General features: G+C 72.3%; 21 protein-coding genes and 1 tRNA gene. 9 read left to right on the forward strand and 13 right to left on the reverse strand.

Translation table 11 applies throughout. The features are described from left to right. Positions 1-14 precede the first annotated feature (14 nt). On the forward strand, positions 15-1,106 hold the full coding sequence (locus tag I8D64_RS02150; protein WP_200500850.1) for a recombinase family protein: 1,092 nt from the start codon (positions 15-17) through the stop codon (positions 1,104-1,106). Here the strand turns inward: I8D64_RS02150 and I8D64_RS02155 are convergent. From I8D64_RS02155 to I8D64_RS02185, 7 genes are all read right to left on the reverse strand, one after another. Continuing rightward, a tRNA-Ala gene (locus I8D64_RS02155) sits at positions 1,098-1,170 on the reverse strand. The two genes, I8D64_RS02150 and I8D64_RS02155, sit on opposite strands and share 9 nt — an antisense overlap. Positions 1,171-1,243: 73 nt before the next feature. Beyond that, positions 1,244-1,879: a histidine phosphatase family protein gene (locus I8D64_RS02160; RefSeq protein WP_200500851.1), complete on the reverse strand. Its 636-nt coding sequence runs from the start codon at positions 1,877-1,879 to the stop codon at positions 1,244-1,246. After that, positions 1,876-2,250 carry a ribosome silencing factor gene (rsfS, locus tag I8D64_RS02165; RefSeq protein ID WP_152352818.1) on the reverse strand — a complete coding sequence of 125 codons (375 nt, stop codon included), beginning with the start codon at positions 2,248-2,250 and terminating at the stop codon, positions 1,876-1,878. The genes I8D64_RS02160 and rsfS overlap by 4 nt, the downstream gene beginning before the upstream one ends. After that, positions 2,247-3,377, reverse strand: coding sequence for a hypothetical protein (locus I8D64_RS02170; protein WP_200500852.1), 1,131 nt, complete (start codon positions 3,375-3,377; stop codon positions 2,247-2,249). The genes rsfS and I8D64_RS02170 overlap by 4 nt, the downstream gene beginning before the upstream one ends. Next, complete coding sequence (gene nadD, locus I8D64_RS02175) at positions 3,370-3,978, reverse strand: nicotinate-nucleotide adenylyltransferase (protein ID WP_152352816.1); 609 nt, start codon at positions 3,976-3,978, stop codon at positions 3,370-3,372. The genes I8D64_RS02170 and nadD overlap by 8 nt, the downstream gene beginning before the upstream one ends. Before the next feature lie 3 nt (positions 3,979-3,981). Beyond that, a complete protein-coding gene (locus I8D64_RS02180; protein ID WP_152352815.1) occupies positions 3,982-4,203 on the reverse strand; it encodes a hypothetical protein in 222 nt (73 codons plus the stop codon). Positions 4,204-4,304: 101 nt separating this feature from the next. Then, entirely contained in the window at positions 4,305-5,705 is a 1,401-nt protein-coding gene (locus I8D64_RS02185; protein ID WP_200500853.1) for a glutamate-5-semialdehyde dehydrogenase, read from the reverse strand. A 178-nt stretch (positions 5,706-5,883) separates the two neighbouring features. On the opposite strand from I8D64_RS02185, the gene I8D64_RS02190 reads away from it, so the two are divergent. Both I8D64_RS02190 and I8D64_RS02195 read left to right on the forward strand, forming a co-directional pair. After that, positions 5,884-6,252 (forward strand): DUF488 domain-containing protein, encoded by a 369-nt coding sequence (locus I8D64_RS02190; RefSeq protein WP_200500854.1) that lies wholly within the window; start codon positions 5,884-5,886, stop codon positions 6,250-6,252. Positions 6,253-6,314: 62 nt separating this feature from the next. Then, positions 6,315-7,391 carry a ribokinase gene (locus I8D64_RS02195; RefSeq protein WP_200500855.1) on the forward strand — a complete coding sequence of 359 codons (1,077 nt, stop codon included), beginning with the start codon at positions 6,315-6,317 and terminating at the stop codon, positions 7,389-7,391. A 253-nt stretch (positions 7,392-7,644) separates the two neighbouring features. Here I8D64_RS02195 and proB read toward each other — a convergent pair whose 3' ends face one another. From proB to I8D64_RS02220, 5 genes are all read right to left on the reverse strand, one after another. Further along, entirely contained in the window at positions 7,645-8,832 is a 1,188-nt protein-coding gene (gene proB / locus I8D64_RS02200; protein ID WP_200500856.1) for a glutamate 5-kinase, read from the reverse strand. A 2-nt stretch (positions 8,833-8,834) separates the two neighbouring features. Further along, the gene (obgE, locus tag I8D64_RS02205; protein ID WP_200500857.1) at positions 8,835-10,367 is read right to left on the reverse strand and encodes a GTPase ObgE; all 1,533 of its coding nucleotides are present in this window, start codon (positions 10,365-10,367) and stop codon (positions 8,835-8,837) included. A 126-nt stretch (positions 10,368-10,493) separates the two neighbouring features. Next, entirely contained in the window at positions 10,494-10,748 is a 255-nt protein-coding gene (gene rpmA, locus I8D64_RS02210; RefSeq protein ID WP_200500858.1) for a 50S ribosomal protein L27, read from the reverse strand. Between the two features lie 39 nt (positions 10,749-10,787). Continuing rightward, positions 10,788-11,096 carry a 50S ribosomal protein L21 gene (rplU, locus tag I8D64_RS02215; protein WP_200500859.1) on the reverse strand — a complete coding sequence of 103 codons (309 nt, stop codon included), beginning with the start codon at positions 11,094-11,096 and terminating at the stop codon, positions 10,788-10,790. A gap of 258 nt (positions 11,097-11,354) precedes the next feature. Next, on the reverse strand, positions 11,355-14,636 hold the full coding sequence (locus I8D64_RS02220) for an Rne/Rng family ribonuclease (RefSeq protein WP_200500860.1): 3,282 nt from the start codon (positions 14,634-14,636) through the stop codon (positions 11,355-11,357). 476 nt (positions 14,637-15,112) lie between these two features. Between I8D64_RS02220 and I8D64_RS02225 the strand changes: the two genes are divergently transcribed. The 5 genes from I8D64_RS02225 to I8D64_RS02245 are packed head-to-tail and all read left to right on the forward strand — an operon-like array spanning position 15,113 to position 22,504. Next, complete coding sequence (locus I8D64_RS02225) at positions 15,113-16,669, forward strand: cytochrome ubiquinol oxidase subunit I (protein WP_200500861.1); 1,557 nt, start codon at positions 15,113-15,115, stop codon at positions 16,667-16,669. Positions 16,670-16,684: 15 nt separating this feature from the next. Continuing rightward, a complete protein-coding gene (cydB, locus tag I8D64_RS02230; protein WP_200500862.1) occupies positions 16,685-17,767 on the forward strand; it encodes a cytochrome d ubiquinol oxidase subunit II in 1,083 nt (360 codons plus the stop codon). 11 nt (positions 17,768-17,778) lie between these two features. Continuing rightward, positions 17,779-19,512 carry a thiol reductant ABC exporter subunit CydD gene (gene cydD / locus I8D64_RS02235; protein ID WP_200500863.1) on the forward strand — a complete coding sequence of 578 codons (1,734 nt, stop codon included), beginning with the start codon at positions 17,779-17,781 and terminating at the stop codon, positions 19,510-19,512. After that, on the forward strand, positions 19,509-21,380 hold the full coding sequence (gene cydC, locus I8D64_RS02240; RefSeq protein ID WP_246482635.1) for a thiol reductant ABC exporter subunit CydC: 1,872 nt from the start codon (positions 19,509-19,511) through the stop codon (positions 21,378-21,380). The genes cydD and cydC overlap by 4 nt, the downstream gene beginning before the upstream one ends. After that, on the forward strand, positions 21,377-22,504 hold the full coding sequence (locus I8D64_RS02245) for a sensor histidine kinase (protein WP_200500864.1): 1,128 nt from the start codon (positions 21,377-21,379) through the stop codon (positions 22,502-22,504). The genes cydC and I8D64_RS02245 overlap by 4 nt, the downstream gene beginning before the upstream one ends. Before the next feature lie 46 nt (positions 22,505-22,550). On the opposite strand, the gene I8D64_RS02250 is transcribed toward I8D64_RS02245, so the two are convergent. After that, entirely contained in the window at positions 22,551-23,165 is a 615-nt protein-coding gene (locus tag I8D64_RS02250) for a response regulator transcription factor (RefSeq protein ID WP_228358316.1), read from the reverse strand. Between the two features lie 235 nt (positions 23,166-23,400). Between I8D64_RS02250 and I8D64_RS02255 the strand changes: the two genes are divergently transcribed. Beyond that, a complete protein-coding gene (locus I8D64_RS02255; protein WP_246482636.1) occupies positions 23,401-24,015 on the forward strand; it encodes a DUF4396 domain-containing protein in 615 nt (204 codons plus the stop codon). Positions 24,016-24,022: the final 7 nt, after the last annotated feature.

Raw genomic sequence — 24,022 nt, forward strand, 5'->3', positions numbered from 1 at the left:
CGGAACGAAACCCAGTGCGCTTCAACATCCGCTCCACGGATGCGAACGGCCGAGAAGTGCGCGACGTGGAGCTCGACACGGACCGAGCCGACTTGATCCGGTTCGCGTTCACCGCCTACGCCACCGGGGACTGGTCGCTGTCCAAGCTCGCCCGCGAGCTGGAGACCCGCGGTCTCACCACCAGGCCGACACCGTCGTATCCGGCAAAGCCGGTCACGACGAAGCTGCTGCACAAGATCCTCACGAACCCCTACTACCAGGGCATCGTCACGTTCGGCGAGGTCACCTACCCCGGCTCGCATGAGCCGCTCGTGACCCCGGAGACGTTCGACCAGGTCCAGACGATCCTCCAGCAGAACAACATCGTCGGCGACAAGCCGCAGAAGTACGACCACTACCTCAAAGGCTCGATCTACTGCGCCTGCGGGAAACGGCTCATGTTCGAGCGGCCCCGCAACCATCAAGGCGTCACCTACGACTACTTCACCTGCACCGGCCGACGCTTCAAACGCAACACCTGCCAGCGCACCGCGATCCTCGTCCACCGCGTCGAAACCAGCATCGAGAACCGCTATGCCAACGTCTCCATCACCGAGGACGAGGGCAAGCGGATCAAGGACGTGCTCGGGCAAGTGTTCGATTCCCTGGCCGCGTCGACCAGTGACGAGCGGAAGCTGCTCACCACGCAGAAGACGAAGCTCGAAGCCGAGCAGGTCAAGCTCCTCCAAGCCCACTACGCGGACGCGATCCCCATCGACCTGCTCAAGACCGAGCAAGACCGCATCCGCGCCAGCCTGGCCCAGATCACCAGACGACTCGACACCCTCGACACGACTCACGAGAACGCGAAGATCGGACTCGACGGCATCCTCGGGCTCCTCACCGACCTCAGCGACGTCTACGCCAAGGCCGAGCCCGCCGAACGACGCATGCTCAACAGGGCACTGTTCGACCGCATCACTATCGATGCCGACGACCACGCCGGTCTCAGCCCGAACCACACGATCGCTACGATCCTCGCCGCCAAGACCAGCGGACACAACGAAAGAACCTTGCCCCGCAATGATGCGGGCAAGGTTCGAACGTTTCCGATTGGGTGGAGCTAAGGGGATTCGAACCCCTGACCTCTTCCATGCCATGGAAGCGCGCTACCAACTGCGCCATAGCCCCGTACTGGGTGCCGATCCGGCTCTGACCTCTCGGTCCGGCCTTGCGACTCGACGAGTCTACAACCTCGGCCAGCTCATGCGAAATCGGCCGGGACGTTGTGTGACAGCAACCTCATCGCCTTCCCCGTGGGGTCCGAGTGCAGCGGTTCGAGCAGGCTGCGGTGGCAATTGCCCATGCCGCCGATGCCGTGGAAGGCGCTCGCGTCCAGGCCGATCAGGGTGGTGATGCCGGCGCGGATCGCAGCGCCGTGGGAGACCACGAGGATCGTCGCGCCGGGGTTCTCCGCCATCAGCGTCCGGGCGGCGACGGCGAACCGCTCCCCCACGCTCTCGCGGTCCTCGATGCCGATGCCCGGGACGGTCCTGCCGGCGCGCCACTGGGCGTGCAGCTCGGGCCAGCCCTCGTGGATCTCCTCGCCGGTGAGGCCCTCCCACTTCCCGAAGCTCTGCTCGATGAAGGCGGCCTCGGTCTCCACCTCGGCCGCACCGACCGCGTCGGCGATCGCGCGGGCCGTGTCGCGGGCGCGGGTCAGCGGGGAGCTGATGACGAGATCGAAGCTGTGGCGGGACAGCGCGTGCGCGACCGCTCGGGCCTGCTCGCGGCCGGTCTCGTTCAGCGGGATGTCGACCTGTCCCTGCAGGCGCCCCTGGACGTTGTGGTCGGTCTGCCCGTGCCGCACCAGCAGCAGGCGGCTGCGGGGATCGCTCATGCGCCGGCGCCCTCGACCTGCAGGTCGACGACGGGCGCGTCCCGCCACAGGCGCTCGAGCGCGTAGAAGGCGCGGTCCTCGGCGTGCTGGACGTGCACGACGACGTCGCCGTAGTCGAGCAGGACCCAGCGGGCGTCGCGCTCGCCCTCGCGACGCAGGGGCTTGCGGCGGTGCTCCTTGATGAGGTCACCCTCGATGCCGCCGACGATGGCGCTGACCTGGCGCTCCGAGGAGCCGCTGCAGACCACGAACACGTCGGTGATCACGACCTGCTCGGACACGTCCAGGCCGATGATCTCCTCGGCGAGCTTGTCGGCGGCCGCGTGCGCGGCGGCACGGGCGAGGTCGAGGGATTCGGGCGAAGCGCTCACGCGGAGGTGACCTCCAGGTCGGTGGGGACGGCAGTCGAGGCAGAGGCGGCGGACGCCGCCCCGTGCAGGGTGTCGGAAGGAAGGACGTCGGAGTGCAGGGCCCCGAGCGGGGCGGCCAGGGCCTGGTCGGTCCCGGGGCCGAGGACGCCCGTGGCCAGCAGGACCACGAGCGCGATGATCGCGAGGGCGATGAGCACCCACACGACCCACAGCAGCGGCTTGCCGCGCCCCTGCTCGGGACGGTTCAGCACGCGGCCCTCGAAGCGGGGGGCGGGCTTGGGACCCGGCGCCTCGCCGACGCCCATCTCACCGAGCTCGACGCCGTCGGCGTCGCGATCGACCGTGAGGGTCGAGGTGCTCGCGTCCTCGCTCGTCGCGTCCTCGCTCGCCGCGGCCTCGTTCGTCGTGCCCTGGGACGGGGCGCCCGCGTCGTCGGAGACGCTCGCACGCTCGGCATCCGGGGCGTGGGTGTCCGCGTCGGCGGTCGGCGCGGGGGCGGCCGACGGGCTCGGCTCCTCGGGCTCGACCTCGATGATCCGGGCCCGCTTGCCGAACTTGCGGAGCTTCGGGACGGGGGTGTCGGCCGTCGGCGCGGCCATCGCACCGCGCGAGGACGGCCGGCCCGCCGGGAGCGCTCCCGTCCGGGTGGAACTGCCGTGCGCACCGGCACCGGCGGTGGACGCCGCATGGTGGGGTGCGCCCGACGTCGGCCCGGCGGCATCGGTGCGCGAGGTCGTGCTGTCGGCCGACTCGGGATCGGCAGCCGCGGGATCGCCGGCTGCGGAGTCGGCGGCCACGGCGTCAGCGCCGGGGGCGTCGGCATCTCCGTCGGCGCCGTGGGCCCCCTCGACCGCGGAGGCCTCGTCGGAGGGCCCTCCGGTCGATGGTCCGTCGGTCGACGGTCCATCGGGCGACGCCCCTTCGGAGGACGAGCCGTCGGCCCCCGGGTCGGAGGTGCCAGCTGCGGCGTCGGCCCCTGGAGCGGAACTGCCGTCGTCGCCGGTGGCCGGGAGCTCGCCGGTGTGCTGGGCGGCAAGGGCCCGCTGCTCGGCGGTCTCCTCGGGGGTCAGCTGGCGGGCACGTCGACCGTGGCGCCTCGGCGCCTGCGGGGCGTCGTTCTCACTCACCGCCCTCACCTCCTGTGTACAGGGCGTACTTGTTGATGTACTGGACCACGCCGTCCGGGACCAGGTACCAGACGGGCTGGTCGGCGGCGACGCGGATGCGGCAGTCGGTCGAGCTGATCGCCATCGCGGGGACCTCGATGAGCGTCACCCGGTCCGCGGGCAGGCCCTCGGTCTCGAGCTCGTGGCCCGGCCTCGTGACGCCCACGAAGTGGGCGAGCTCGAAGATCTCCCGGGTGTCCTTCCAGGTGAGGATGGACTGCAGGGCGTCCGCACCGGTGATGAAGAACAGGTCCGCGTCGGGATGCATGCGCTGCAGATCCCGCAGGGTGTCGATCGTGTAGGTCGCGCCCGGCCGGTCGATGTCCACGCGGGACACCGTGAACACAGGGTTCGCGGCCGTCGCGACGACCGTCATCAGGTACCGGTGCTCAGGGTCGGAGATGACCTTGTCCGACTTCTGCCACGGCCGCCCCGTGGGCACGAAGATGACCTCGTCGAGCCCGAAGACGCTCTGCACCTCGCTCGCGGCGACCAGGTGGCCGTGATGGATCGGGTCGAACGTCCCGCCCATCACGCCGATCCGGCGAGGCTGCCCCTCCATGCGTCAGTGCCGACGCGCGTCCGTCGAGGCGCTCTCCTGCGCCGTGTGCGCGCGAGCACCGGTGCGGGTCTTCGCGGGGCGCTGGTTCTGGCCGCTGAACAGGTAGGTGATGCCCAGCAGGATGAGCAGGCCGAGGAACATGGCGCCGCCGACGAGGATCGGGGGGACGCCGCCCTCGGAGGCGTGCGAGCCGCCCTCGGCGAGGATCAGGACGTGGTCGAGCATGTGTGCACCTTTCGATGACGTGAACCCTCACATCATCCCATAGCCGAGCGCTCCCCGGACCCGGGCGCGGCCGGGTCGTGCGCGGATTCTCAAGCAGGTCCTCAGGGCTTCACGTGCCCGTCGCCGATGACGATCCACTTGGTGGAGGTGATCTCCTGCAGGCCCATCGGCCCGCGGGCGTGGAGCTTCTGCGTGGAGATGCCGATCTCCGCGCCGAAGCCGAACTCGGCGCCGTCGGAGAAGCGGGTCGAGGAGTTCACCATCACCACGGCCGAGTCGACGGCCGTCGTGAACAGCCGCTGCGAGGCGAGATCCGAGGTGATGATCGACTCGGTGTGCCCGGAGGACCAGCGGCGGATATGGGCGATGGCCGCCTCGACGTCGTCGACCACGCGCACCGCGAGATCGAGCGAGAGGTACTCGGCGGCCCAGTCGTCCTCGGTCGCGGGGACCACGGGAAGCACCGCCGGCGCATCGCCGGCGTCGTCCCGGGTGAGGATCGCGCGGGCCGCGTCGTCCGCATGGAGCGTGACGCCGTGCGGGGCGAGGACCTCCGTGATCGCGGCGAGAGCCTCCTCGGCGACGTCACGGTGGACGAGAAGCGTCTCCAGCGCGTTGCACACGCCGATCCGCTGGGTCTTCGCGTTCCCGACGATCGCAGCGGCCTTGGTCAGGTCGGCGCTGGCGTCGATGAACACGTGCGTGGTGCCGGTGCCGGTCTCGATCACCGGGACCTTCGCGTTGTCGACGACGCGCCGGATCAGCCCGGCGCCGCCGCGCGGGATGAGCACGTCGACGAGTCCTCGGGCGCGCATGAGGACGTCGGCCCCGGCGCGCCCGTGCTCGTCGATGCCGACGACGAGGTCCCGCGGGAGCCCCTGCTCCTCCAGGACGTCGCGCAGCACGGCGATGAGGGCGGTGTTCGAGTGCAGTGCGGCGGAGCCGCCGCGGAGCACCACGGCGCTGCCGGCCTTGAGCGAGAGCCCGGCGGCGTCGACGGTGACGTTCGGGCGGGCCTCGTAGATCATGCCGATCACGCCGAGGGGCACGCGGACCTCGCGCAGCTCGAGCCCGTTGGCGAGCAGCCCGCCGCGGACCACCTCTCCGATCGGGTCGGGCAGGGCGGCGGCGTCGCGCAGCTGCTGGGCGATGGTGGCGACGCGGTCCTCGTCCAGGAGGAGGCGGTCGCGCAGGCCCGCCTCGATGCCGGCGGCGTCGGCCTCGGCGATGTCCTGGGCGTTGGCCGCGACGATCTCCCCGGCGCGCGCGACGAGGGCGTCGGCCATGGAGCGCAGCACCTGGTCCTTGCGCTCGCGGGTGAGGGTGGCGAGCGCGGGCTGGGCGTCCTTGGCGCGGCGGGCGGCGACGAGCACCGCCTCCTCGACATCGGTGGCGGTGCCGGACGCGGCAGAGCCTGGGGCAGCAGAGCCGGGGGCAGGAGAGCCGGGGGCGCTGGGAGCAGAGGTGGGCGTGGGCGCGGGCGTCGAAGTCGTCTCGTCCATCCCTCCACACTAGGCCGCAGGCCCCTCCCCGAGGCAGGCCCGCTCCCCTTCTGGACGTCCCGGGGCGTGCGCGGAGTCACGTTCTGCGGTGCTACGGTCGCGAGCACCGGCGCAGCCCGGTCGCTACGGCAGCGTGGTCCTGTCGCCGTGTGCGCCGTCCCCTCGGAAGGAGTCCACGATGAGCACGATCCGGGTCCGCCGCATCTACGAGGACCCCCAGCGGTCCGACGGCGCACGGGTGCTCGTGGACCGCATCTGGCCGCGCGGCGTGAGCAAGGAGCGCGCGGACCTCACGAGCTGGTGCAAGGGCGTCGCTCCGTCGACCGAGCTGCGCAAGTGGTACCAGCACGACCCCGAGAAGTGGGAGGAGTTCGTCGAGCGCTACCGCGCGGAGCTCGACGACACCGAGCGTGCCGAGGCCCTCGACGAGCTGCGCGGCTACGCGGCGAAAGGGAACCTCACGCTGCTCACCGCCTCCAAGCGCGACGACATCAGCGAGGCGACGGTGCTGAAGGACGTGCTCCAGGAGGAGCGCAGGAGCAAGTAGTCCTGAGCGCGGGGTTGCCGCGAGCTGCGGAGCAGGCGGCGCGAATGGGACAGAATCGGAGCATGCACTCCGACTCCCACTCCCGTGCGTCCGCACAGTCCGCTTCGGCGCCGGCCTCGTCCGGGTCCTCTCCGTCCCGGCGCTCGCCTTCCGGGTCCGCGTCGACCACGCCGGACCCGTCGGACCCGTCGGACCCGTCGGACCCGCGGATCGTGGTGGTCGGCTCGATCAACGCGGACCTCTCCACGCGGGTCGCCCGCCATCCGCAGCCCGGCGAGACGCTGCACGGCACGGGCGGTGAGGTGCGCCCGGGCGGCAAGGGCGCCAACCAGGCGGCCGCCGCCGCGCTGCAGGGCGGCGCCGTCGCGATGGTGGGTGCGGTCGGCGATGACGCCATGGCGTCCGACGCCCTCTCCGTGCTCTCGTCCAGCGGCGCGGACCTCTCCGCGGTGCACCAGGTGGACGGGCCGACGGGCCTCGCCGTGGTCACCGTCTCCGACGACGGGGAGAACACGATCGTCGTGGTCCCCGGCGCGAACGCGACCATGAACGCCGCGCGGGTCCGCGAGAGCGGCGACCTCATCGCGGGCGCCGGCGTCGTCGTCCTCCAGGGCGAGATCCCGCGCGACGGGATCGAGGAGGCCGCCCGCCGCACGCGAGGACGTCTGATCCTGAACCCCGCCCCCGTGCTCGAGCTCGACCGCGACGTGCTCCTGCGTGCGGACCCGCTCGTGGTCAACGAGCACGAGGCGGCGCTCGTCCTCGATCTGCTCGAGGAGCACGCGGGCTCCTCCCCCGCTCCGGAGGACCTCGCCCACGCCCTGCACACGGCCGGCATCGAGAGCCTCGTGATCACCCTCGGAGCCGAGGGCGCCCTGGTCGGAGGGTCCGGAGCCGATGGCGAGCCGCAGTCCGATAAGGCCTGGTCACTCGTGCGGGTGCCCGCCGTCACGGTGCGCGCGGTGGACACCACGGGCGCCGGGGACGCCTTCGTCGGCTCCCTCGCGGTGCGGCTGGCAGAGGGCGCGTCCCTCGTCGACGCCGCCCGTTTCGCAACCCGGGTCTCCGCCGCATCGGTGACGCGAGAGGGAGCGCAGACCAGCTACCCGCGCAGGGGCGAGGAGCTTCCCGGCGCCTGAGAGCGCTGCGCGCCCCGTGCGGCCCAGGATGCCGCATTTTTCCCGACCCCCGAGAGCGCTGCGCGCGGCCTGGCCACCGAGAGTGCTGCGCACGTCCTGGCGTCCGAGAGTGCTGCGTAATCGTCGTTATGAGCGCTCATAACGACCGTTACGCAGCACTGAACGCCCCGGAGGAGCCGACGCGCCTCGAAGGAACCGACGTCCGCTGGCCGCCGATCGCACAGCGGTGGGGCCGACGTCCGTCGGCTCCGGCTCACTCGGCGGAGCCGGTCGCGTCCGCGACGGGAGAGGTGATCAGCACCATGTCGTCGCGGTGCACCACGGAGCGGCCGTAGCGGTCGCCCATGCGGTCGCGCAGCTCCTTGGTGGTGAGCCCCGCCATCGCGCGCAGGTCCTCGCTCGAGTAGGTGACGAGTCCGCGGGCGATCACGTCGCCGTCGGGCGCCGCGATGTCCACCGGGACGCCCGCGGGGAACGCGCCGTCGACCTCGGCGATGCCCACGGCGAGCAGGGAGCGGCGGCGGGAGCGCAGGGCGTCGGCCGCGCCCTTGTCGACCACGAGGGTCCCCGCGCCGCGCGTCGCGTACCGCAGCCACACCAGGCGGGAGCGGCGGCGGCCCTGCTGGGCCGGGAAGAAGGTGCCCACGTCCTCACCCGAGACGCCGCGCCCGAAGTTCTCGGCGGCGGTGAGCAGCGTCGCGGTGCCCGTGCTCGCGGCGTGGTGGGCGGCGTCGAGCTTGGTGACCATGCCGCCGGTCCCGACGGAGGAGCCCACCGAGCCGACCTTCACGTCGGTGAGCGCCGCGAAGTCCTCGACCACGCTGAGGCGCTCGGCGTCCGGCTCGGCCGGGTTCTTCGTGTAGAGCCCGTCGACGTCGGTGAGAAGCACCAGCAGGTCGGCGCCCAGCAGCTGGGAGACGAGCGCGGCGAGGCGGTCGTTGTCCCCGAAGCGGATCTCGTGGGTGGCGGTGGTGTCGTTCTCGTTGATGATCGGGATGATGCCCAGGCCCAGCATCGCCTCGAGGGCGGTGCGGACGCTGCCGTAGGTCTCGCGCCGGATGACGTCGGCCTCGGTGAGCAGCACCTGCCCGGTGATCCGGCCGTGCGCGCCGAAGGCCGCGGACCAGGCCGTGGCCAGCAGCGCCTGGCCGACGCTCGCGGCGGCCTGCTGGGAGGGCACGTCGGTCGGCCGTGCGTCGAGGCCCAGGGGGCGCAGCGACGCGGCGATCGCGCCCGAGGAGATGATGACGACGTCCCAGCCGTCCTCGAGCAGCGCGGCGATCCGGTCGGCGATGATCCGCAGCCCGGTCTCGTCGAGGTGGCCGTCGTCGCGGGTGAGGCTCGAGGAGCCGATCTTCACCACCGCCCGACGGGGTCCGGGGATGTCGGTGCGCGCCTGCAGTCGCGCCGGCTGGTGCGGTTCGTCGGTCACGGTGGCCATGGTCAGTCCTCCTGGTCGTCGATCGCGGGATCGGCCCAGTGCCCGGCGCGGCGCTCCTCCTCCATCGCTGCCAGGCGTCCCATGCGGGCCTCGGTGCGGGCGCGCTGCTCCTCGCGCTTCTCATCGCGCGTGGGGCGGTGGTGGTCCTCGAGTCGACGGTCGGTGCCGCGGCGGCCGAGCAGCTCGGCGCCTCCCACCATTGTGGGCTCCCAGTCGAAGACCACGGCATCCTGTCCAGGACCGATGACCACGGTGCTGCCGGGAACGGCCCCGGCGCGGTAGAGCTGCTCCTCGACGCCGAGGGTGGCGAGGCGGTCCGCGAGGTAGCCGACGGCCTCGTCGTTGGAGAAGTCGGTCTGGCGCACCCAGCGCTCGGGCTTGTCGCCGACGACCCGGTACGCCTTGTCGCCGTCGTACTGCTCGGTGACGACCTCGAACTCCTTGGCACCGAACGACCGCGGGGTGAGGACGATGGGTGCGGCCTCCGGCTCGGGCAGCCGGGCGCGGGCCTGCTCGACGAGCTCGGCGAGGGCGAAGCCGAGCTCGCGCAGGCCCCGGCGGGAGACGGCGCTGACCTCGAACACGGGCACTCCCCGCTCGGCGAGGCGGTCGCGCACGAGGTCGGCCATGTCGGCGCCGTCGGGCACGTCGGTCTTGTTCAGGACCACCACGGTGGGACGCTCCATGAGCGGCGTGCGGTCCTCGGTCTCCTCGTCGAGCCGGCCCGCGTAGGCGGCGAGCTCGCCCTCGATGGTCTCGAGGTCCTTCACGGGGTCGCGGTCGGACTCGAGCGCGGCGGCGTCGAGCACGTGGACGATCACGTGGCAGCGCTCGATGTGGCGCAGGAAGTCCAGCCCCAGGCCCTTGCCGCTGCTCGCGCCCGGGATCAGCCCGGGCACGTCGGCCACGGTGAAGCGGTGCTCCCCCGCCTCGACGACGCCGAGGTTCGGCACCAGGGTCGTGAACGGGTAGTCGGCGATCTTGGGCCGGGCCGCGCTCATCGCGGCGATCAGCGAGCTCTTGCCGGCGCTCGGGTAGCCGACGAGGGCGACGTCCGCGACGCTCTTGAGCTCGAGGACGAGGCTGCGCTCCTGGCCGGGCTCGCCGAGGAGGGCGAAGCCGGGCGCCTTGCGCTTCGGGGAGGCGAGCGCCGCGTTGCCCAGGCCGCCCTGTCCGCCGCGGGCGGCGACGAAGCGGGTGCCGGTGCCGACCATGTCGACGAGCACGTTCCCGTCCTTGTCGGCGACCACGGTGCCGTCGGGCACGGGCAGGATCAGGTCCTCGCCGCGGGAGCCGTGGCGCATGTCGCCCTTGCCGAAGTCGCCCGAGCTCGCGCGCTGGTGCGGCTTGTGGTGGTAGCTCAGCAGCGTCGTCGTCGAGGGGTCGACCTCGAGCACCACGTCGCCGCCGCGGCCGCCGTTGGCCCCGTCGGGCCCGGCGAGCGGCTTGAACTTCTCGCGGCGGATGGAGGCGGAGCCGTGCCCGCCGTCACCGCCGGTGACATGCAGGACGACGCGATCGACGAAGGTGGCCATGGGTCTCTCCTGCGGACGGCGGGATGGTGCTGCGGGGAAAAACGTGAAGGGGCGGAGCAGGTGCTCCGCCCCTTCACGAGGGTATGTGCTGCGTCGCGCTGTGCGCGCCGCGCCGGGACCGAGGTCTCAGACGCCGGCGATCACGTTGACGACGTTGCGGTCGCGCTTGCGGCCGAACTCCACGGTGCCCGCGGTGAGCGCGAACAGCGTGTCGTCGTTGCCGCGGCCCACGCCCGCACCGGGGTGGATGTGGGTGCCGCGCTGGCGCAGGATGATCTCGCCCGCGCCGACCTGCTGGCCGCCGAAGCGCTTGACGCCGAGGCGCTGCGCGTTGGAGTCGCGACCGTTCTTCGAGGAGCTCGCGCCCTTCTTGTGTGCCATGGGAAGAACCTTCTCTCGTTCAGCCTGGAAGGGCGACGCTCAGGCGATGCCCGTGATCTTCAGACGGGTCAGCTCCTGGCGGTGGCCCTGGCGCTTCTTGTAGCCCGTCTTGTTCTTGTACTTGAGGATGCGGATCTTCGGACCGCGGAGGTCCTCGACCTTCTCGGCCGAGACGGTGACCTTCTCGAGGTCGCCCTTGGCCGAGGTCACCGCGTCGCCGTCGACGAGCAGCACGGGCGTGAAGTCGACGCTCTGGCCCGGCTCGCCGGCGACGCGGTTGATCACGATGGTGTCGCCGACCGACACCTTCTCCTGACGACCGCCTGCGCGGACGATTGCGTACACCACGTCACTGCTCCATCTTGGTTCGTACTGGGTCGTCGTCTCCCGCCGCACCGCCTCCGGCGCTCCGGGGCGGAGAGCTGGGCGGGTGACGTCCGGGCCGGGTGCGCGACCCGCGAGGGTCGCAGCTCCGCCGACCGAGCGGCCGGGAACGACGATCGACGCGTTCTGCGCCGAGGGACAGCCTACGAGGCCCGGCCGGACCGGTCAAGGCTCATGACCGGTCCGACCTGCGATTTCACCGCTGAGAGCCTGTGGAACTCATCACGCGTCGGCGGCGCTGTCGTCGCGCTCCTCGGCGCTCCCGGAACCGTCCGCGGCATCGGGGGTGACCTCGGTCGCCTGCTCCGGCGTGTCCCCTGCGGCCTGCGCGGCGTCGGCCTCCACCGTCACGGCCTCCCCGTCGACGACGACCTCGGGGTGCTCCTTGGATCCCGTGGCCGCGGCGATCGAGGCGATGGTCGCGCGGGCGAGGGCGCGCGAGGCGCTGTCGGACTCGAGGCGGTGCACGTCGGTGGAGGCGGTGAGCTCCTCGACGGCCTCCTTGGCGCTCTGGGATCCGCGGTCCGAGCCGCCGTTCCCGCCGCCGGAGCCGTTGCCGCTGCTCCCGTTCCCGCCGCCGTTGCTCCCGTTGCCGCTGCTCCCGCTGCCGCCCTTGGACTTGCCCTTGCGGCGGCGGCCGCCCTTCGAGGAGTCGTCGTCCTGGGAGCCCTGGCCGCCGTGGTGCTGATGGCCGGTGTCCACGCCGTCGAGGTCGACGATCATGCCGCGGCCCGCGCAGGCCTCGCAGGTCGTCGAGAAGGTCTCGACCAGGCCAGCGCCCACGCGCTTGCGGGTCATCTGCACGAGGCCCAGCGAGGTGACCTCGGCGACCTGATGCTTGGTGCGGTCCCGGCCCAGGCACTCCACGAGTCGGCGCAGCACGAGGTCGCGGTTGGCCTCGAGCACCATGTCGATGAAGTCGATGACGATGATCCCGCCGATGTCGCGCAGGCGCAGCTGGCGGACGATCTCCTCGGCGGCCTCGATGTTGTTCTTGGTGACGGTCTCCTCGAGGGAGCCGCCGGCGCCGGTGAACTTGCCCGTGTTCACGTCGATGACGGTCATCGCCTCGGTGCGGTCGATGACCAGGGAGCCGCCCGAGGGCAGGTAGACCTTGCGGTCCATGGCCTTCAGCAGCTGCTCGTCGATGCGGTGCTTGGCGAAGACGTCCTTCTCGCCGACGTGCTTGGTCACGCGCTCCAGCAGGTCGGGGGCGACGTCGGAGACGTACTCGTGAACGTCCGAGTAGACGCCCTCGCCCTCGACGATCAGCGAGGTGAAGTCCTCGTTGAAGACGTCGCGGACGACCTTGATGGCGAGGTCGGGCTCCTGCGAGAGGGAGGCGGGAGCGGACTTCGACTTCTGCGCCTTCTGGATCCGGTCCCACTGCTTGCGCAGGCGCTCGACGTCACGGGTGAGCTCCTCCTCGCTCGCGCCCTCGGAGGCCGTGCGCACGATGACGCCCGCGTCCTCGGGGATGACCTGCTTCATGATCTTCTTCAGGCGCGAGCGCTCGGCGTCGGGCAGCTTGCGGGAGATGCCGGTCATCGAGCCGCCGGGCACGAACACCACGTAGCGGCCGGGCAGGGAGATCTGGCTGGTCAGCCGCGCGCCCTTGTGGCCGATCGGGTCCTTGGTGACCTGCACCAGCACCGGATCGCCGCTCGAGAGCGCGAGCTCGATGCGGCGGGGCTGGCCCTCCAGGCCGGCCGCGTCCCAGTTGACCTCGCCCGCGTACAGCACGGCGTTGCGGCCCTTGCCGATGTCGACGAAGGCGGCCTCCATGGACGGCAGCACGTTCTGGACCTTGCCCAGGTACACGTTGCCGACCATCGAGGTGTGCGACTTCTGGGCCACGTAGTGCTCGACGAGGATGTCGTCCTCGAGCACCGCGATCTGCGTGCTGCCCTTGCGCTCGCGCACCACCATGGAGCGCTTGACGGACTCGCGGCGGGCGAGGAACTCGGCCTCGGTGATCACGTTGCGGCGGCGACCCTGGTCGCGTCCCTCGCGGCGGCGCTGCTTCTTGGCCTCCAGGCGGGTCGAGCCCTTGACGGCCTTGACCTCATCACGAGCCTCGCGGACCTTGACGACGGTGTTCGGCGGATCGTCGGGCGACGGGCCGTTCTCCGAGTTCGAGGACGAGCCGGAGCGGCGGCGACGACGACGGCGGCGCGAGCTCGAGCCGCCCGAGGAGCCGTCCTCGTCCTTGCCCTGGTCCTCGCCGTCCTGGGAGTCGCGGTCCTCGGAGTCGTCCGCCGAGGACTTCTTGCCGTCTTTCGTCGCGCGCTCGGAGGCGTCGTTCGAGGTGTCCTCGGAGCGCTCATCGTCGTCGCGCGAGTCCTCGTCCTCGCGATCGGCGGAGTCCTCGCCGCGACCGCGACCGCGGCGACCGCGGCCGCCCCGGCGGCGACGTCGACGGGAGGAGCCTGAGGACTGGCCGTCCTCCTCCTCGCCGTTGCTGTCGTTCTCCTCGTCCGCGCCGCTCGCATCCGCGTCGACGTCGTCCTGGGCGCCGTCGCGCCGGGTGCGGCGGTCCTCGCCTGCGTCCTGACCGTTCTCCTCGCCCGACGCGTCCTCGGAGGACTCGCCCCGGGAGGATCCGCGGCGGCGACGGCTGGAGGAGCGGCGCCCGCGGGAGCCGCGGCCGCGGCCGCCCTGCTCCTCCTGCGCCTGCTCGTCCGCGCTGACCTGGGTCTCCTCGACCTCCGGCGCGTCCTCGCCGTCGGCGGGCGCCTGCTCCTGCTCGGGGAGCACGGCCTCGCTCTGGGGCCGGGTGGCGCGGCGGCGCCGCGAGCCGCGGGAGGCAGTGCCGAAGGACAGCTCCGCGCTGCCGGACTGGTGGTCCTCGTCGTCGTGGCCGGCGCGCTGCTCGGGCACCGTGGTGCGCTTCTCGGGCGTGGGCGCCTGGAAGATCAGCGAGGCGAAATCGATCTGGGTCTGCTCGCGCACGGCCTGCTTCGGCTCCTGCGGGCGGTTCTCGGCGAGGGCCTGCAGATCCGCGGCGACACCGCTGGGCCGCTCGGAGTCCGCCTCGGCCGAGGCGTCGGCCCCGGTCTCGGCGTCGTCCTCGGAATCCTCGGGGGTGGTCTCCGCGGTCTCGACGGCGACGGTCTCGTCCGCGGCATCCGCCGCAGGATCCGTCTCGGGCGCCGGCTCGGCGACCGTCTCGGTCGCGGCGGGCTCGGCGACTGTCTCGACGGACTCCGCGGGGGCGACCGGCGCGACGGGCGGGCCGGCGGGGGCGCCTGCGGCACGACGACGACGCCTGGTCGCGGGCTTCTCGGCCGCTGCGGGGGCCGGCTCGCTCGGGGGCGTCTGCTGGGCGGCGACGGTGGTGTGCCGCTGGGGAGCGTCGGCCTCGGGCGCCGTCTCCTGGTGCTGCGGGGCGCCGACCGGGGATCCGGCGCGGCGGCGCGGACGCTTCGCCCTCCCCGTTCCGCTCGTGGTGCTGGGCGTCTCCTGCGATGCCGACGTCTCGGGGGTGCTGATGTCCTCAGCCATGGGGCTGCTCCTCATAGAGGGACCGACGCACCCCGGGCCCTTTGGTCATCGTCCATGCGGACGGAAGTCGTTCGCCCTCTCCGGCGCGCGGCTCCAGGTCAGGAGCGCTGCGATGTCGGCCGCTCGAAGCATCTCGATCGCGCTGTGCGCGGTATCGGTGCATGGCTGGTCGACCCCGAGGAGGTTCCCCCTCCGGGTACGCGGAGGAAGAGCGCTCCCGGCAGTATGGCACAGGCGAGCGCTCCTCCCGGGGACGTGGGCACCCGTGAGACGCGTGCGACGGGGCCAGAGTGAGAGGTCCGGAGGCGCTCGGGCAGGCTCGGGCATGCTCGGGAAGGCGCATGACGGTGCGGGCGATTCCCGCTGGCGGCAGGACCATCGTCCCTCTGCGGCCGCTCCCCCGGGTCCTACGCTGATCGTGAACGCGGCGCACTCGCGTGCCGCGCCGTCCCCTCGCCCCACGGAGGACAGGTCCCATGGAAGCCCTCGACATCGCTCGGTGGCAGTTCGGCTCGATGACCGTCTACCACTTCCTCTTCGTCCCGCTCACGATCGGCCTGTCCTTCCTGGTCGCCGTCATGCAGACGATCTCCATGCGCGCGCGCAGCTCGATCGCCAAGGACGCCTGGACGCGCCTGACGAAGTTCTTCGGGTCGATGCTCATCGTGAACTTCGGCATCGGCATCGCCACCGGCATCCTGCAGGAGTTCCAGTTCGGCATGAACTGGTCGGAGTACTCGCGGTTCGTGGGCGACGTGTTCGGCGCCCCGCTGGCCCTCGAGGGACTCGTCGCCTTCTTCATGGAGTCGGTGTTCCTGGGACTGTGGATCTTCGGCTGGGGCCGCCTGCCCGAGAAGGTGCACCTGCTGACCATCTGGTGCGTCTCCTTCGGCACCATGGCCTCGGCCTACTTCATCGTCGCCGCGAACTCCTTCATGCAGCACCCGGTGGGAGCCTCGATCAACCCCGAGACGGGCCGTGCCGAGCTCGATCCCGACAAGGGCGGGCTGTGGGCGATCCTCACGAACATCACCACCCTCGTGGCCTTCCCGCACATCATCTTCGGCGCGCTGCTGGTCGCGGCCGCCTTCATCACCGGCGTCGCCTCGTGGCACATGGTCACCCACCACAACCGCGCACGCACCGCGGGCCTGACCACCGACGAGGGTCGTGCGCACGACCAGCAGGCGCGCACGATCTTCCGTCCTGCCGTGCGCTTCGGCGTGATCGCCCTGTTCATCGCTGGCCTGGGCCTGTTCGTCACGGGCGACCAGCAGGGCCAGATCATGTTCAAGCAGCAGCCGATGAAGATGGCCTCCGCGGAGGCGCTCTGCGAGACGGAGACCGGGGCGTCGTTCTCGATCCTCACCGTCGGCGGACCGCAGGCGTTCCATCAGGACTGCGGCGACGTCACGCACGTCATCCAGGTCCCCTACGTGACCTCGTTCCTGGCCACGCACACCTTCGACGCGACCCTGCAGGGCGTCGACGAGCTGCAGGCGAAGGACCTCGAGACCTATGGCACCACCGTCACCGACGTGCACGGCGAGCAGCACGCGGCCGACTACCGGCCCAACCTGTTCGTCACCTTCTGGTCGTTCCGCCTGATGATCGGCCTGGCCGTGTTCAGCGCGGTCCTCGCCTTCTGGGCGCTGTGGATCACCCGCGGACGGGGCGAGAAGGCGCGCACCTCGGGCTCGCAGGTCTTCAAGTGGTTCGCCGTGCTGTCGATCCCGATGCCGTTCTTCGCGAACGCCGCCGGCTGGGTCTTCACCGAGATGGGCCGGCAGCCCTGGGTGGTGGTCCCCAATCCGGACGACCCCACGGTGTTCCTGATGACGATGCAGGGGGTGTCGGGCAATCCCGCCTGGATGGTGATCACCTCGCTCACGTCCTTCGCCCTGCTCTACACGGTGCTCGCCGTGATCTGGTTCCACCTCATGCGCAAGGCCGCGCTGAAGGGCATACCCCTGCCCCGGCGCGATCCCGAGACGCAGCAGCTGGACACCCCCACCCTGTCCTTCGAGTACTGAGGGAGACACGGAGCCATGGATCCCGTCCTCACCGACCCCACCGCTGTGCAGACCGCGTGGTTCTGCCTGATCGCATTCATGTTCGCCGTCTACTTCGTGCTCGAGGGCTTCGACTTCGGCGTGGAGATGAACCTGGGCGTCCTGGGTCGCGGCGACAGCGAGCGCCGCGGCACGATGCTCTCGACGATCGGCCCGATCTGGGACGGCAACCAGGTCTGGCTGATCACCGCCGGCGCCTCGCTGTTCGCGGCCTTCCCCGAGTGGTACGCGACGCTGTTCTCCGGGTTCTACATCCCGCTGCTGGTCATCCTGCTCTCGCTGATCCTGCGGGTCTGCGCCTTCAAGTGGCGCGACAAGCTCGAGGGCCGTCGCTGGCGCACCGGCTGGGACGTCGTCCACACGATCACCTCGCTGCTCCCCTCGTTCCTGTGGGGCGTCGCGTTCTCGAACATCGTCGCGGGCGTCGCCATCGACGAGAACTCGTGGGTGACCACCTCCGTGCTGGGACTGCTCACCCCGTTCGCCCTGCTCGGCGGGCTCGTGTTCGTGATGCTGTTCTGGACCCACGGCTCGCTGTACCTGGTGCTGCGCACCGGCGACTCTCTGCGCGCGGACGCCCGCGCCCTCGCGGGCCGCACGATCTGGCCCACGACCGTGCTGGGCGCCGTGTACCTGATCTGGGCGCAGCTGACCGTCTCCCACACCGCTCTCACCTGGATCCCGCTCGCTGTCGCCGCGCTCGCGCTCATCGCGGTGATCGCGGGGAACCGCGCGCGCCGCGACCGCCTCGCCTTCCTCGCGAGCGCGATCGCGATCGCCGCGGCCGGCGTGCAGCTGTTCGCTGGACTCTTCCCGTTCGTGATGCCCGCCGCGAACGATGCGGCCCATTCGCTGACCGTCGCGAACGCCTCCTCGTCCCCGCACACCCTGACGGTGATGCTGATCGCCGCGTGCGTGCTGCTGCCGTGCGTGATCGCGTACACGATCTGGGCGTACTGGGTGTTCCGCCATCCGGTGACCGGTGACGGCTCGGACGCCCCCGACTCCCTGCTGGCGCGCGCCCGCCGCGGCTACCGGCAGGCATTCGAGCAGGAGTGAGACCCTCAGACATGGACCAGGCGACCCCGGGCACCGGACGGCACTCGGGCGAGCGCCGTCCGCCGCTGGATCCCCGGCTGCTGCGCGAGGTCGCGGCCGCCCGCCGGCACGTCGTGCGGACCACGGCGCTGGGCCTGGTGCAGTCCGGGGCCGTCATCGCGACGGCCCTGCTCCTCGCCCGTCTGGGCGCCGACCTCCTCGTGGACCGCCGCTCCCCTCTGGACTCCCCCGCCCTGCTCGCAGCGCTCGTGGTCGCGCTCGGCGTCCGCGCCCTCGCCGTCCTCGTCGAGCAGCGCACAGCGCACCAGGCGGCCACGGCGGCCATCGCGGACCTCCGCTCCCGTCTCATCGGCCACGCGGCCAGACTGGGCCCCCGAGCAGGCGCCGGACGCGGCGCGGACCTGACCACCCTGGCGACGACCGGTCTGGAGAAGCTGCGCCCCTACCTCGTCGGCTACGTTCCACAGCTCCTGCTCTCCGCCACCGTCACCCCGCTCACGCTGCTCACCATCCTGCTGCTGGACCCCACGAGCGCCGGCATCGCCGTCATCACGCTGCCGCTCGTCCCGCTCTTCATGATCCTCATCGGCAGGCTCACCGTGGGACGCTCCGAGGCCCTCCTCGCCGACACCCGCACGCTCTGGTCGCAGATGCTCGACCTCGTCGACGGGCTGCCCACGCTGCGCGCGCTCGGCCGCGAGCGCGGGCCCGAGAAGATGGTGCGCGCGCTGGGGGATCGCCACCGCCGCTCGACCATGGGCTCGCTGCGCTACGCCTTCCTCTCCTCGATGGTGCTCGAGCTGCTGGGCACGCTGTGCGTCGCGCTTGTCGCGGTCGCGATCGGCCTGCGCCTGGTCTACGGGGACATGGAGCTCGCCCCCGCGCTCGCGGTGCTCGTGCTGATCCCCGAGGTGTACCTGCCGCTGCGCCAGGTGGGAGCCCAGTTCCATGCCTCGACCGACGGCGTCGCCGCCGTCTCCGCCGCCTTCGACGTGCTCGGCGAGAGCGCGCCGGCCGACGGCACCGCCGCGTGCCCCGACCTGCGCACCGCGACGCTGCGCCTGGACGGCGTCGGCGTGCACTCCCGCGACGGCCTCGCCCCGCACGACGCGGACCTGGTCGTCCGGCCCGGCACGGTGCACGCGATCGCCGGCGCGAGCGGCAGCGGCAAGACCACCGCCGTGCAGGTCATGCTCGGCTTGCTCGTGCCCGACGAGGGCTCGGCCCGGGTGGTCGCCGCCGACGGCACCGCCACCGCGATCCAGGACCTGCGACGGGAATCCCTCTGGTCCCAGACGATGCTGCTCCCCCAGCGGCCCGTGCTCCCCACCGGCAGCCTGCGGGAGGTGCTCGCGGAGGCCGCGCCGCACGGGAGCGCCGACCAGAACCGGCTGGACCGCGCGGCGCGCGCCGCGGGTCTGGACCGCGTGATCGCCGCGCGCGGCTGGGACGCCCCCGTCGGGCGGGGCGGGAGCGGTCTCTCGCTGGGCGAGCGCCAGCGTCTCGCGCTCGCCCGCGCACTGCTCGCCCCGGCCCCGCTCGTGGTCCTCGACGAGCCGACAGCGCACCTGGACGGCGCCACCGAGGATCTCGTCCTCGACCTCGTGCGCACGCTGCGGGCCGAGGGCCGCACCGTCGTGCTCGTCGCGCACCGCTCGCGCCTTCTCGACGTGGCCGACGAGGTCACGCAGCTGAGCCCGATGCACGTCGGCCCGGACGAAGCCGCGGAAGGAGCAGTCCGATGAGCGCGGTCCTCAGCAGCAACGAGAACAACAGCAGCAGCGGAAGCGGCAGCAGCGGCAGCGGTTCGAACGCCGGCACCAGCAGCGACGCCGTCTCGGGGCGGTCCAGCCTGCGTCGGATGGTGGAGCTCCTGGAGATCCCGCGCTCCCGGCTGCTCGCCGCCGTCCTCGCGGCGATCGCGACCCTCGCATCCTCCTTCGCCCTCGCGGCGCTCGCCGCCTGGCTGGTGACGACCGCCTGGACGATGCCGAACGTCCTGGATCTCACGGTCGCCGTGGTCGGGGTGCGCGCGCTCGGGATCTCCCGCGGCGTCTTCCGCTGGCTGGACCGCATGCTCACGCATGACGTCGCCCTGCGGGGCGTGGTCTCCCTGCGCACCAACCTGTACTCGGCCCTCGCCCGCCGCCGCGGGGACACCCTCAGCCGGGTCCGCCGGGGCGACCTGCTCGCCCGACTGGGCGATGACGCGCAGGAGCTCGGGGACCTCGTGATCCGTGCGATCGTGCCGGGACTGGTGGCCGTCGTGATGACGGTGGTGGTCGTGCTGACGATCGCTCCGCTCAGCCTGCCGGCGGCCGCGTGCATGCTGCTCGCACTCGTGCTCGCCGGGGTCCTCGCGCCCCTCGCGGCCCATCGGGCGGCGCGGCTCACCGAGACGGCCGTCGTCGAGACCCGCTCCGAGCTCACGGCGAGCGGACTGGGGGTCCTGGACGATGCGACCGCCCTGCGGGTGCAGGGCCGACTGGACGAGCGCATGGAGGAGCTCGCGCGGGCGCAGAGCGACCACGACGCCGCGATCGACCGTGCGGCCCTGCCCTCGGCCCTGGCCGCGGCGTCGATCCCGGCGGTGATGATCCTCGCCGTGCTCGGCTCCGTGCTCGCCGCGGGCGGCGCCTGGCTGCACGGCGGCGCGGGGGCAGGGGCGATCGGCATGCTCGTCCTGCTCCCCCTCAGCAGCTTCGAGGCCGTCACCGCGCTGCCCGCGGCGGCCTCCCAGCTGGCCCGCACCCGCGCCGCCGCCGCCCGCCTCGAGGACGCCGTCGGCCCGGATTCGCCGACGCCCGGGCCCGACACGACCGGCGGGACCGAGGCGGCCGACGGGACCGCCGTCGCTGCGCCGGGCGGCGCCGGGAGCGCCGGCCGCCCCACGACACCGCGTCTGTCCGCGCACGGACTGTCCGCGGGATACGGGCGGGACGCGGTGCGTGTGCACGATCTCGATCTCGACCTCGCCCCTGGGGAGAGGATCGCCGTGACCGGCGGCTCCGGCACCGGCAAGACCACGCTCGTGCAGACCCTGGCGGGTCTCCTGGAGCCCGTCGCCGGCAGCGTGCGCCTGGGCGGCGACGACCTGCGCGACCTCCCCGAGGACGCGGTCCGCGCCCAGGCGATCGCACTGCTCGAGGACGCGCACGTCTTCGCCACCACGGTGCACGAGAACCTGCGAGTGGCCCGCGGCGACGTGAGCGCGACGCAGTGCGCCGACGCGCTGCGCGCCGTCGGCCTCGAGGACTGGGTGGACTCGCTGCCCCGCGGTCTGGACACGATGCTCGGGCCCGACGGGACCACGATCTCCGGAGGCGAGCGGAGACGGCTGCTGCTGGCCCGCGCCGTGGTGCGCGCCGCCCCGATCACGCTGCTCGACGAGCCCACGGAGCATCTCGATGCGGCGCGCGGCGACGACCTGCTGCGCCGGCTCCTGGATCCTGCCGACGGCTCCCTGCTTCCCGTCGGCGCGAGCGCCCTCGTCGTGACCCACAGAGTGGAGGCGATCCCCGAGGGCACCACTGTCCTGCATATCCTGCCCGGTGGCGGGCACGAGCTGCAGCGCGCCGAGCCCCGCACCGCCGAGCACGGGAGCACACCATGACCAGCCGGACCCCCACCTCTCCCCGACCGGCGGAGGCGAGCCTGCACGAGCTCGCGGCCGCCGTCGGCGCGGGCGGGGACGTCGAGGACCTCCTGGACCTCCTGGTCCGCGCGGTGCCTCCCCGCACCGGTGCCGCCGGTGCGGCGCTCGTGCTCCCGCAGCGCCGGGGCGAGTGGAGCGTCGAGGTCGCCGAGGGACGCGAGGCCCCGCTCCTCCTGGGGGCCGCGCCCACCGCGGGGTCCGCGCTGCACACCGCGCTGGTCAGCGGGGATCCGGAGGCCGTGGGCGCCGTCGCCGAGCTCGTCCTCGAGGGCAGGACGTGGAGCGCGAGCGCGGAGATCGTCGAGGCGGGCGATCAGGGCCCGGGCGCTCTGCTCGCCCTCGGCGGGGAGACCTCACGACAGGCCGCGCAGCGTGCCCTCGAACCCCTCGCGCTGCTGGTGTCCCTCGCGCTCGACGACCGCCGCGGCACCGCCGAGCAGGACCTGGACGATGAGCGCCGCCGCATCGCCCGGGACCTCCACGACCTCGCGATCCAGGAGCTGTTCGCCGTGGGCATGGAGCTCGAGGGACTGACCTCCGCGCTCGACGAGGCGGCGGGCGCCGTCTCCAACGCGACGATCCGCCGCAGCGTCGAGACCTCCCTGCTGGGCGTCGAGAACGCGGTCGCCCAGATCCGTCAGATCGTCCAGTCGCTGCGCCGCGAGCGCAGCGAGGCGACGCTCAGCGAGCGCCTGCGCCACGAGACGGGTCTCGCGACCGCCGGGCTCGGCTTCGCACCCGCGCTGCGCCTGCCGCGGAACGCCGCGGCGATGGACGCCGAGGTGCCCGAGGAGATCGCCGAGGACGTCGTCGCGGTGGTCCGCGAGGCACTCGCCAACGCCGCGCGGCACGCCCATGCGAGCGCCGTGGCCGTCTCCGTCACGCTGTTCAGCGAGGGCGTGGACCGCGTCGTGCAGGTGGCGGTCTCCGACAACGGCCGCGGCATCGACCCGACGGTGAGCCGACGCAGCGGCCTGGCGAACATGTCGAGCCGGGCGCGCCGTCATCAGGGCTGGGTCGATGCGATCTCGCTCGAGCCGGGCACGATGATCAACTGGCGCGTGACGCTCCCGCCCGCATGACGCGGGCCCCGGCCCGGCCGGAGTCCCCGAGTCGGGGACTCTCCGCTCAGGGCTTCCAGCCGGCCCTGCGACGCGCCGCCACCATCGCCGCGACCTGGGTGCGCCGCTGCAGACCCAGGGCCTGCAGGATCACGGTGACGCGGTTCTTCACCGTCTTCTCCGCGATCCCCACCTCCTCGGCGATCTCGCGGTTCGAGTGTCCGTCGCCGATGAGCTCGACGATGCGCTGATCGGAGGCGGAGAGCTCGGGTCCGTCCGCGACGCGGTCCTCGGGCCAGATCGACTCGCCGCGGTGCACCGCGAGGATCGCGCCGACGATGTCCGCGGCCCGCGCCGACTTCAGCACCAGCCCCGCGGCGCCCGCGGCCCGAGACTCGTGGACGGCCGGGTCGTCGTCGAAGCTCGTGAGCACCAGCATCCGCATGTCGGGGTCGACGGCCCGTGCCGCGCGCATGACGTCGATGCCGGTGCCGTCGGGCAGCTGGAGGTCCACCACGAGCACGTCCGGCCGGATCGCGGGCAGACGGCGCGCGGTCTCGGCGACGCTCGCGGACTCCCCCACGACCCGCAGACGTGCATCGGCGGCGACCACCGTCGCGATTCCTCGTCGAACCACCTCGAAGTCGTCGACGAGCATCACGCCGATCGGGGCGTCGTCCATGGCAGAGTCCTCCGCGAGTGGTCGGTGCTGGTGGTGGGATCCGACGCTCGCCACGCTACCCCAGCAGGTCATCGGCTTCCTGGGGGCGCGAGGAGAACAACGGGCCGATGCACCACGGTGCCCGCGCGCACCCGGGCTCCCGGAACGCGGGTCCTCCCAGGTCGTACGATCGTCGGGTTCCGCCGGCCCGGCCCCGAGCCCCGGCCGGCGCGGAGCGAGAACGAGGAGGACCGCGATGGACCACGTGCCCGATGAGCACGCGCACCATGAGCACGCCACGGGCGCGACGGACCCGCACGACGGAGCCCATGCTCATCCTCACGACATGTCCGGGATGGCCGTCGGCGCGACCCTGCACTGTCTCACGGGGTGCTCCATCGGCGAGATCATCGGGCTGCTGGTCGGCACCGCCGCGGGGTGGACGAACCTTCCCACCACCGTCCTCTCGATCCTCCTCGCCTTCGTCTTCGGGTACTCGCTCTCGGCGCTGCCGCTGGTCCGCGGGGGGATCGCCCTGGGCGACGCGCTGCGCCTGGTGCTCGTGGCGGACACCCTGTCGATCGCGACCATGGAGGTCGTGGACAACCTGGTCATGCTGGTGATCCCCGGTGCCATGGGGGCGACGCTGCTCGACCCGCTCTTCTGGGTCTCGATGGCGATCTCGCTGACGATCGCGTTCTTCGCCGCCTGGCCCGTCAACCGTGCGCTGCTGCGCCGGGGCAAGGGGCACGCCTTCACGCACCATGCGCTCGGCGAGGACGGCGCGATGGACAACCGGCCGCTGCTGATCGGCATCACCGCCTTCCTGCTCGGCGGCTTCATCGCCTCGATCGGATCGCTGCTGGGCTGACGGGGGT

The organism is Brachybacterium halotolerans, from assembly GCF_016623465.1.
GTDB lineage: Bacteria > Actinomycetota > Actinomycetes > Actinomycetales > Dermabacteraceae > Brachybacterium > Brachybacterium halotolerans.

Coding starts and splice junctions, on each gene's coding strand:
- I8D64_RS02250 (WP_228358316.1), bottom strand. CDS start 23,165: ATGGACGACGCCCCGATCGGCGTGATGCTCGTCGACGACTTCGAGGTG.
- I8D64_RS02220 (WP_200500860.1), bottom strand. CDS start 14,636: ATGGCTGAGGACATCAGCACCCCCGAGACGTCGGCATCGCAGGAGACG.
- I8D64_RS02245 (WP_200500864.1), top strand. CDS start 21,377: ATGACCAGCCGGACCCCCACCTCTCCCCGACCGGCGGAGGCGAGCCTG.
- I8D64_RS02180 (WP_152352815.1), bottom strand. CDS start 4,203: ATGCTCGACCACGTCCTGATCCTCGCCGAGGGCGGCTCGCACGCCTCC.
- I8D64_RS02255 (WP_246482636.1), top strand. CDS start 23,401: ATGGACCACGTGCCCGATGAGCACGCGCACCATGAGCACGCCACGGGC.
- cydD (WP_200500863.1), top strand. CDS start 17,779: ATGGACCAGGCGACCCCGGGCACCGGACGGCACTCGGGCGAGCGCCGT.
- cydB (WP_200500862.1), top strand. CDS start 16,685: ATGGATCCCGTCCTCACCGACCCCACCGCTGTGCAGACCGCGTGGTTC.
- nadD (WP_152352816.1), bottom strand. CDS start 3,978: ATGGAGGGGCAGCCTCGCCGGATCGGCGTGATGGGCGGGACGTTCGAC.
- I8D64_RS02225 (WP_200500861.1), top strand. CDS start 15,113: ATGGAAGCCCTCGACATCGCTCGGTGGCAGTTCGGCTCGATGACCGTC.
- I8D64_RS02160 (WP_200500851.1), bottom strand. CDS start 1,879: ATGAGCGATCCCCGCAGCCGCCTGCTGCTGGTGCGGCACGGGCAGACC.
- proB (WP_200500856.1), bottom strand. CDS start 8,832: ATGGCCACCGTGACCGACGAACCGCACCAGCCGGCGCGACTGCAGGCG.
- obgE (WP_200500857.1), bottom strand. CDS start 10,367: ATGGCCACCTTCGTCGATCGCGTCGTCCTGCATGTCACCGGCGGTGAC.
- I8D64_RS02190 (WP_200500854.1), top strand. CDS start 5,884: ATGAGCACGATCCGGGTCCGCCGCATCTACGAGGACCCCCAGCGGTCC.
- cydC (WP_246482635.1), top strand. CDS start 19,509: ATGAGCGCGGTCCTCAGCAGCAACGAGAACAACAGCAGCAGCGGAAGC.
- rpmA (WP_200500858.1), bottom strand. CDS start 10,748: ATGGCACACAAGAAGGGCGCGAGCTCCTCGAAGAACGGTCGCGACTCC.
- I8D64_RS02195 (WP_200500855.1), top strand. CDS start 6,315: ATGCACTCCGACTCCCACTCCCGTGCGTCCGCACAGTCCGCTTCGGCG.
- I8D64_RS02185 (WP_200500853.1), bottom strand. CDS start 5,705: ATGGACGAGACGACTTCGACGCCCGCGCCCACGCCCACCTCTGCTCCC.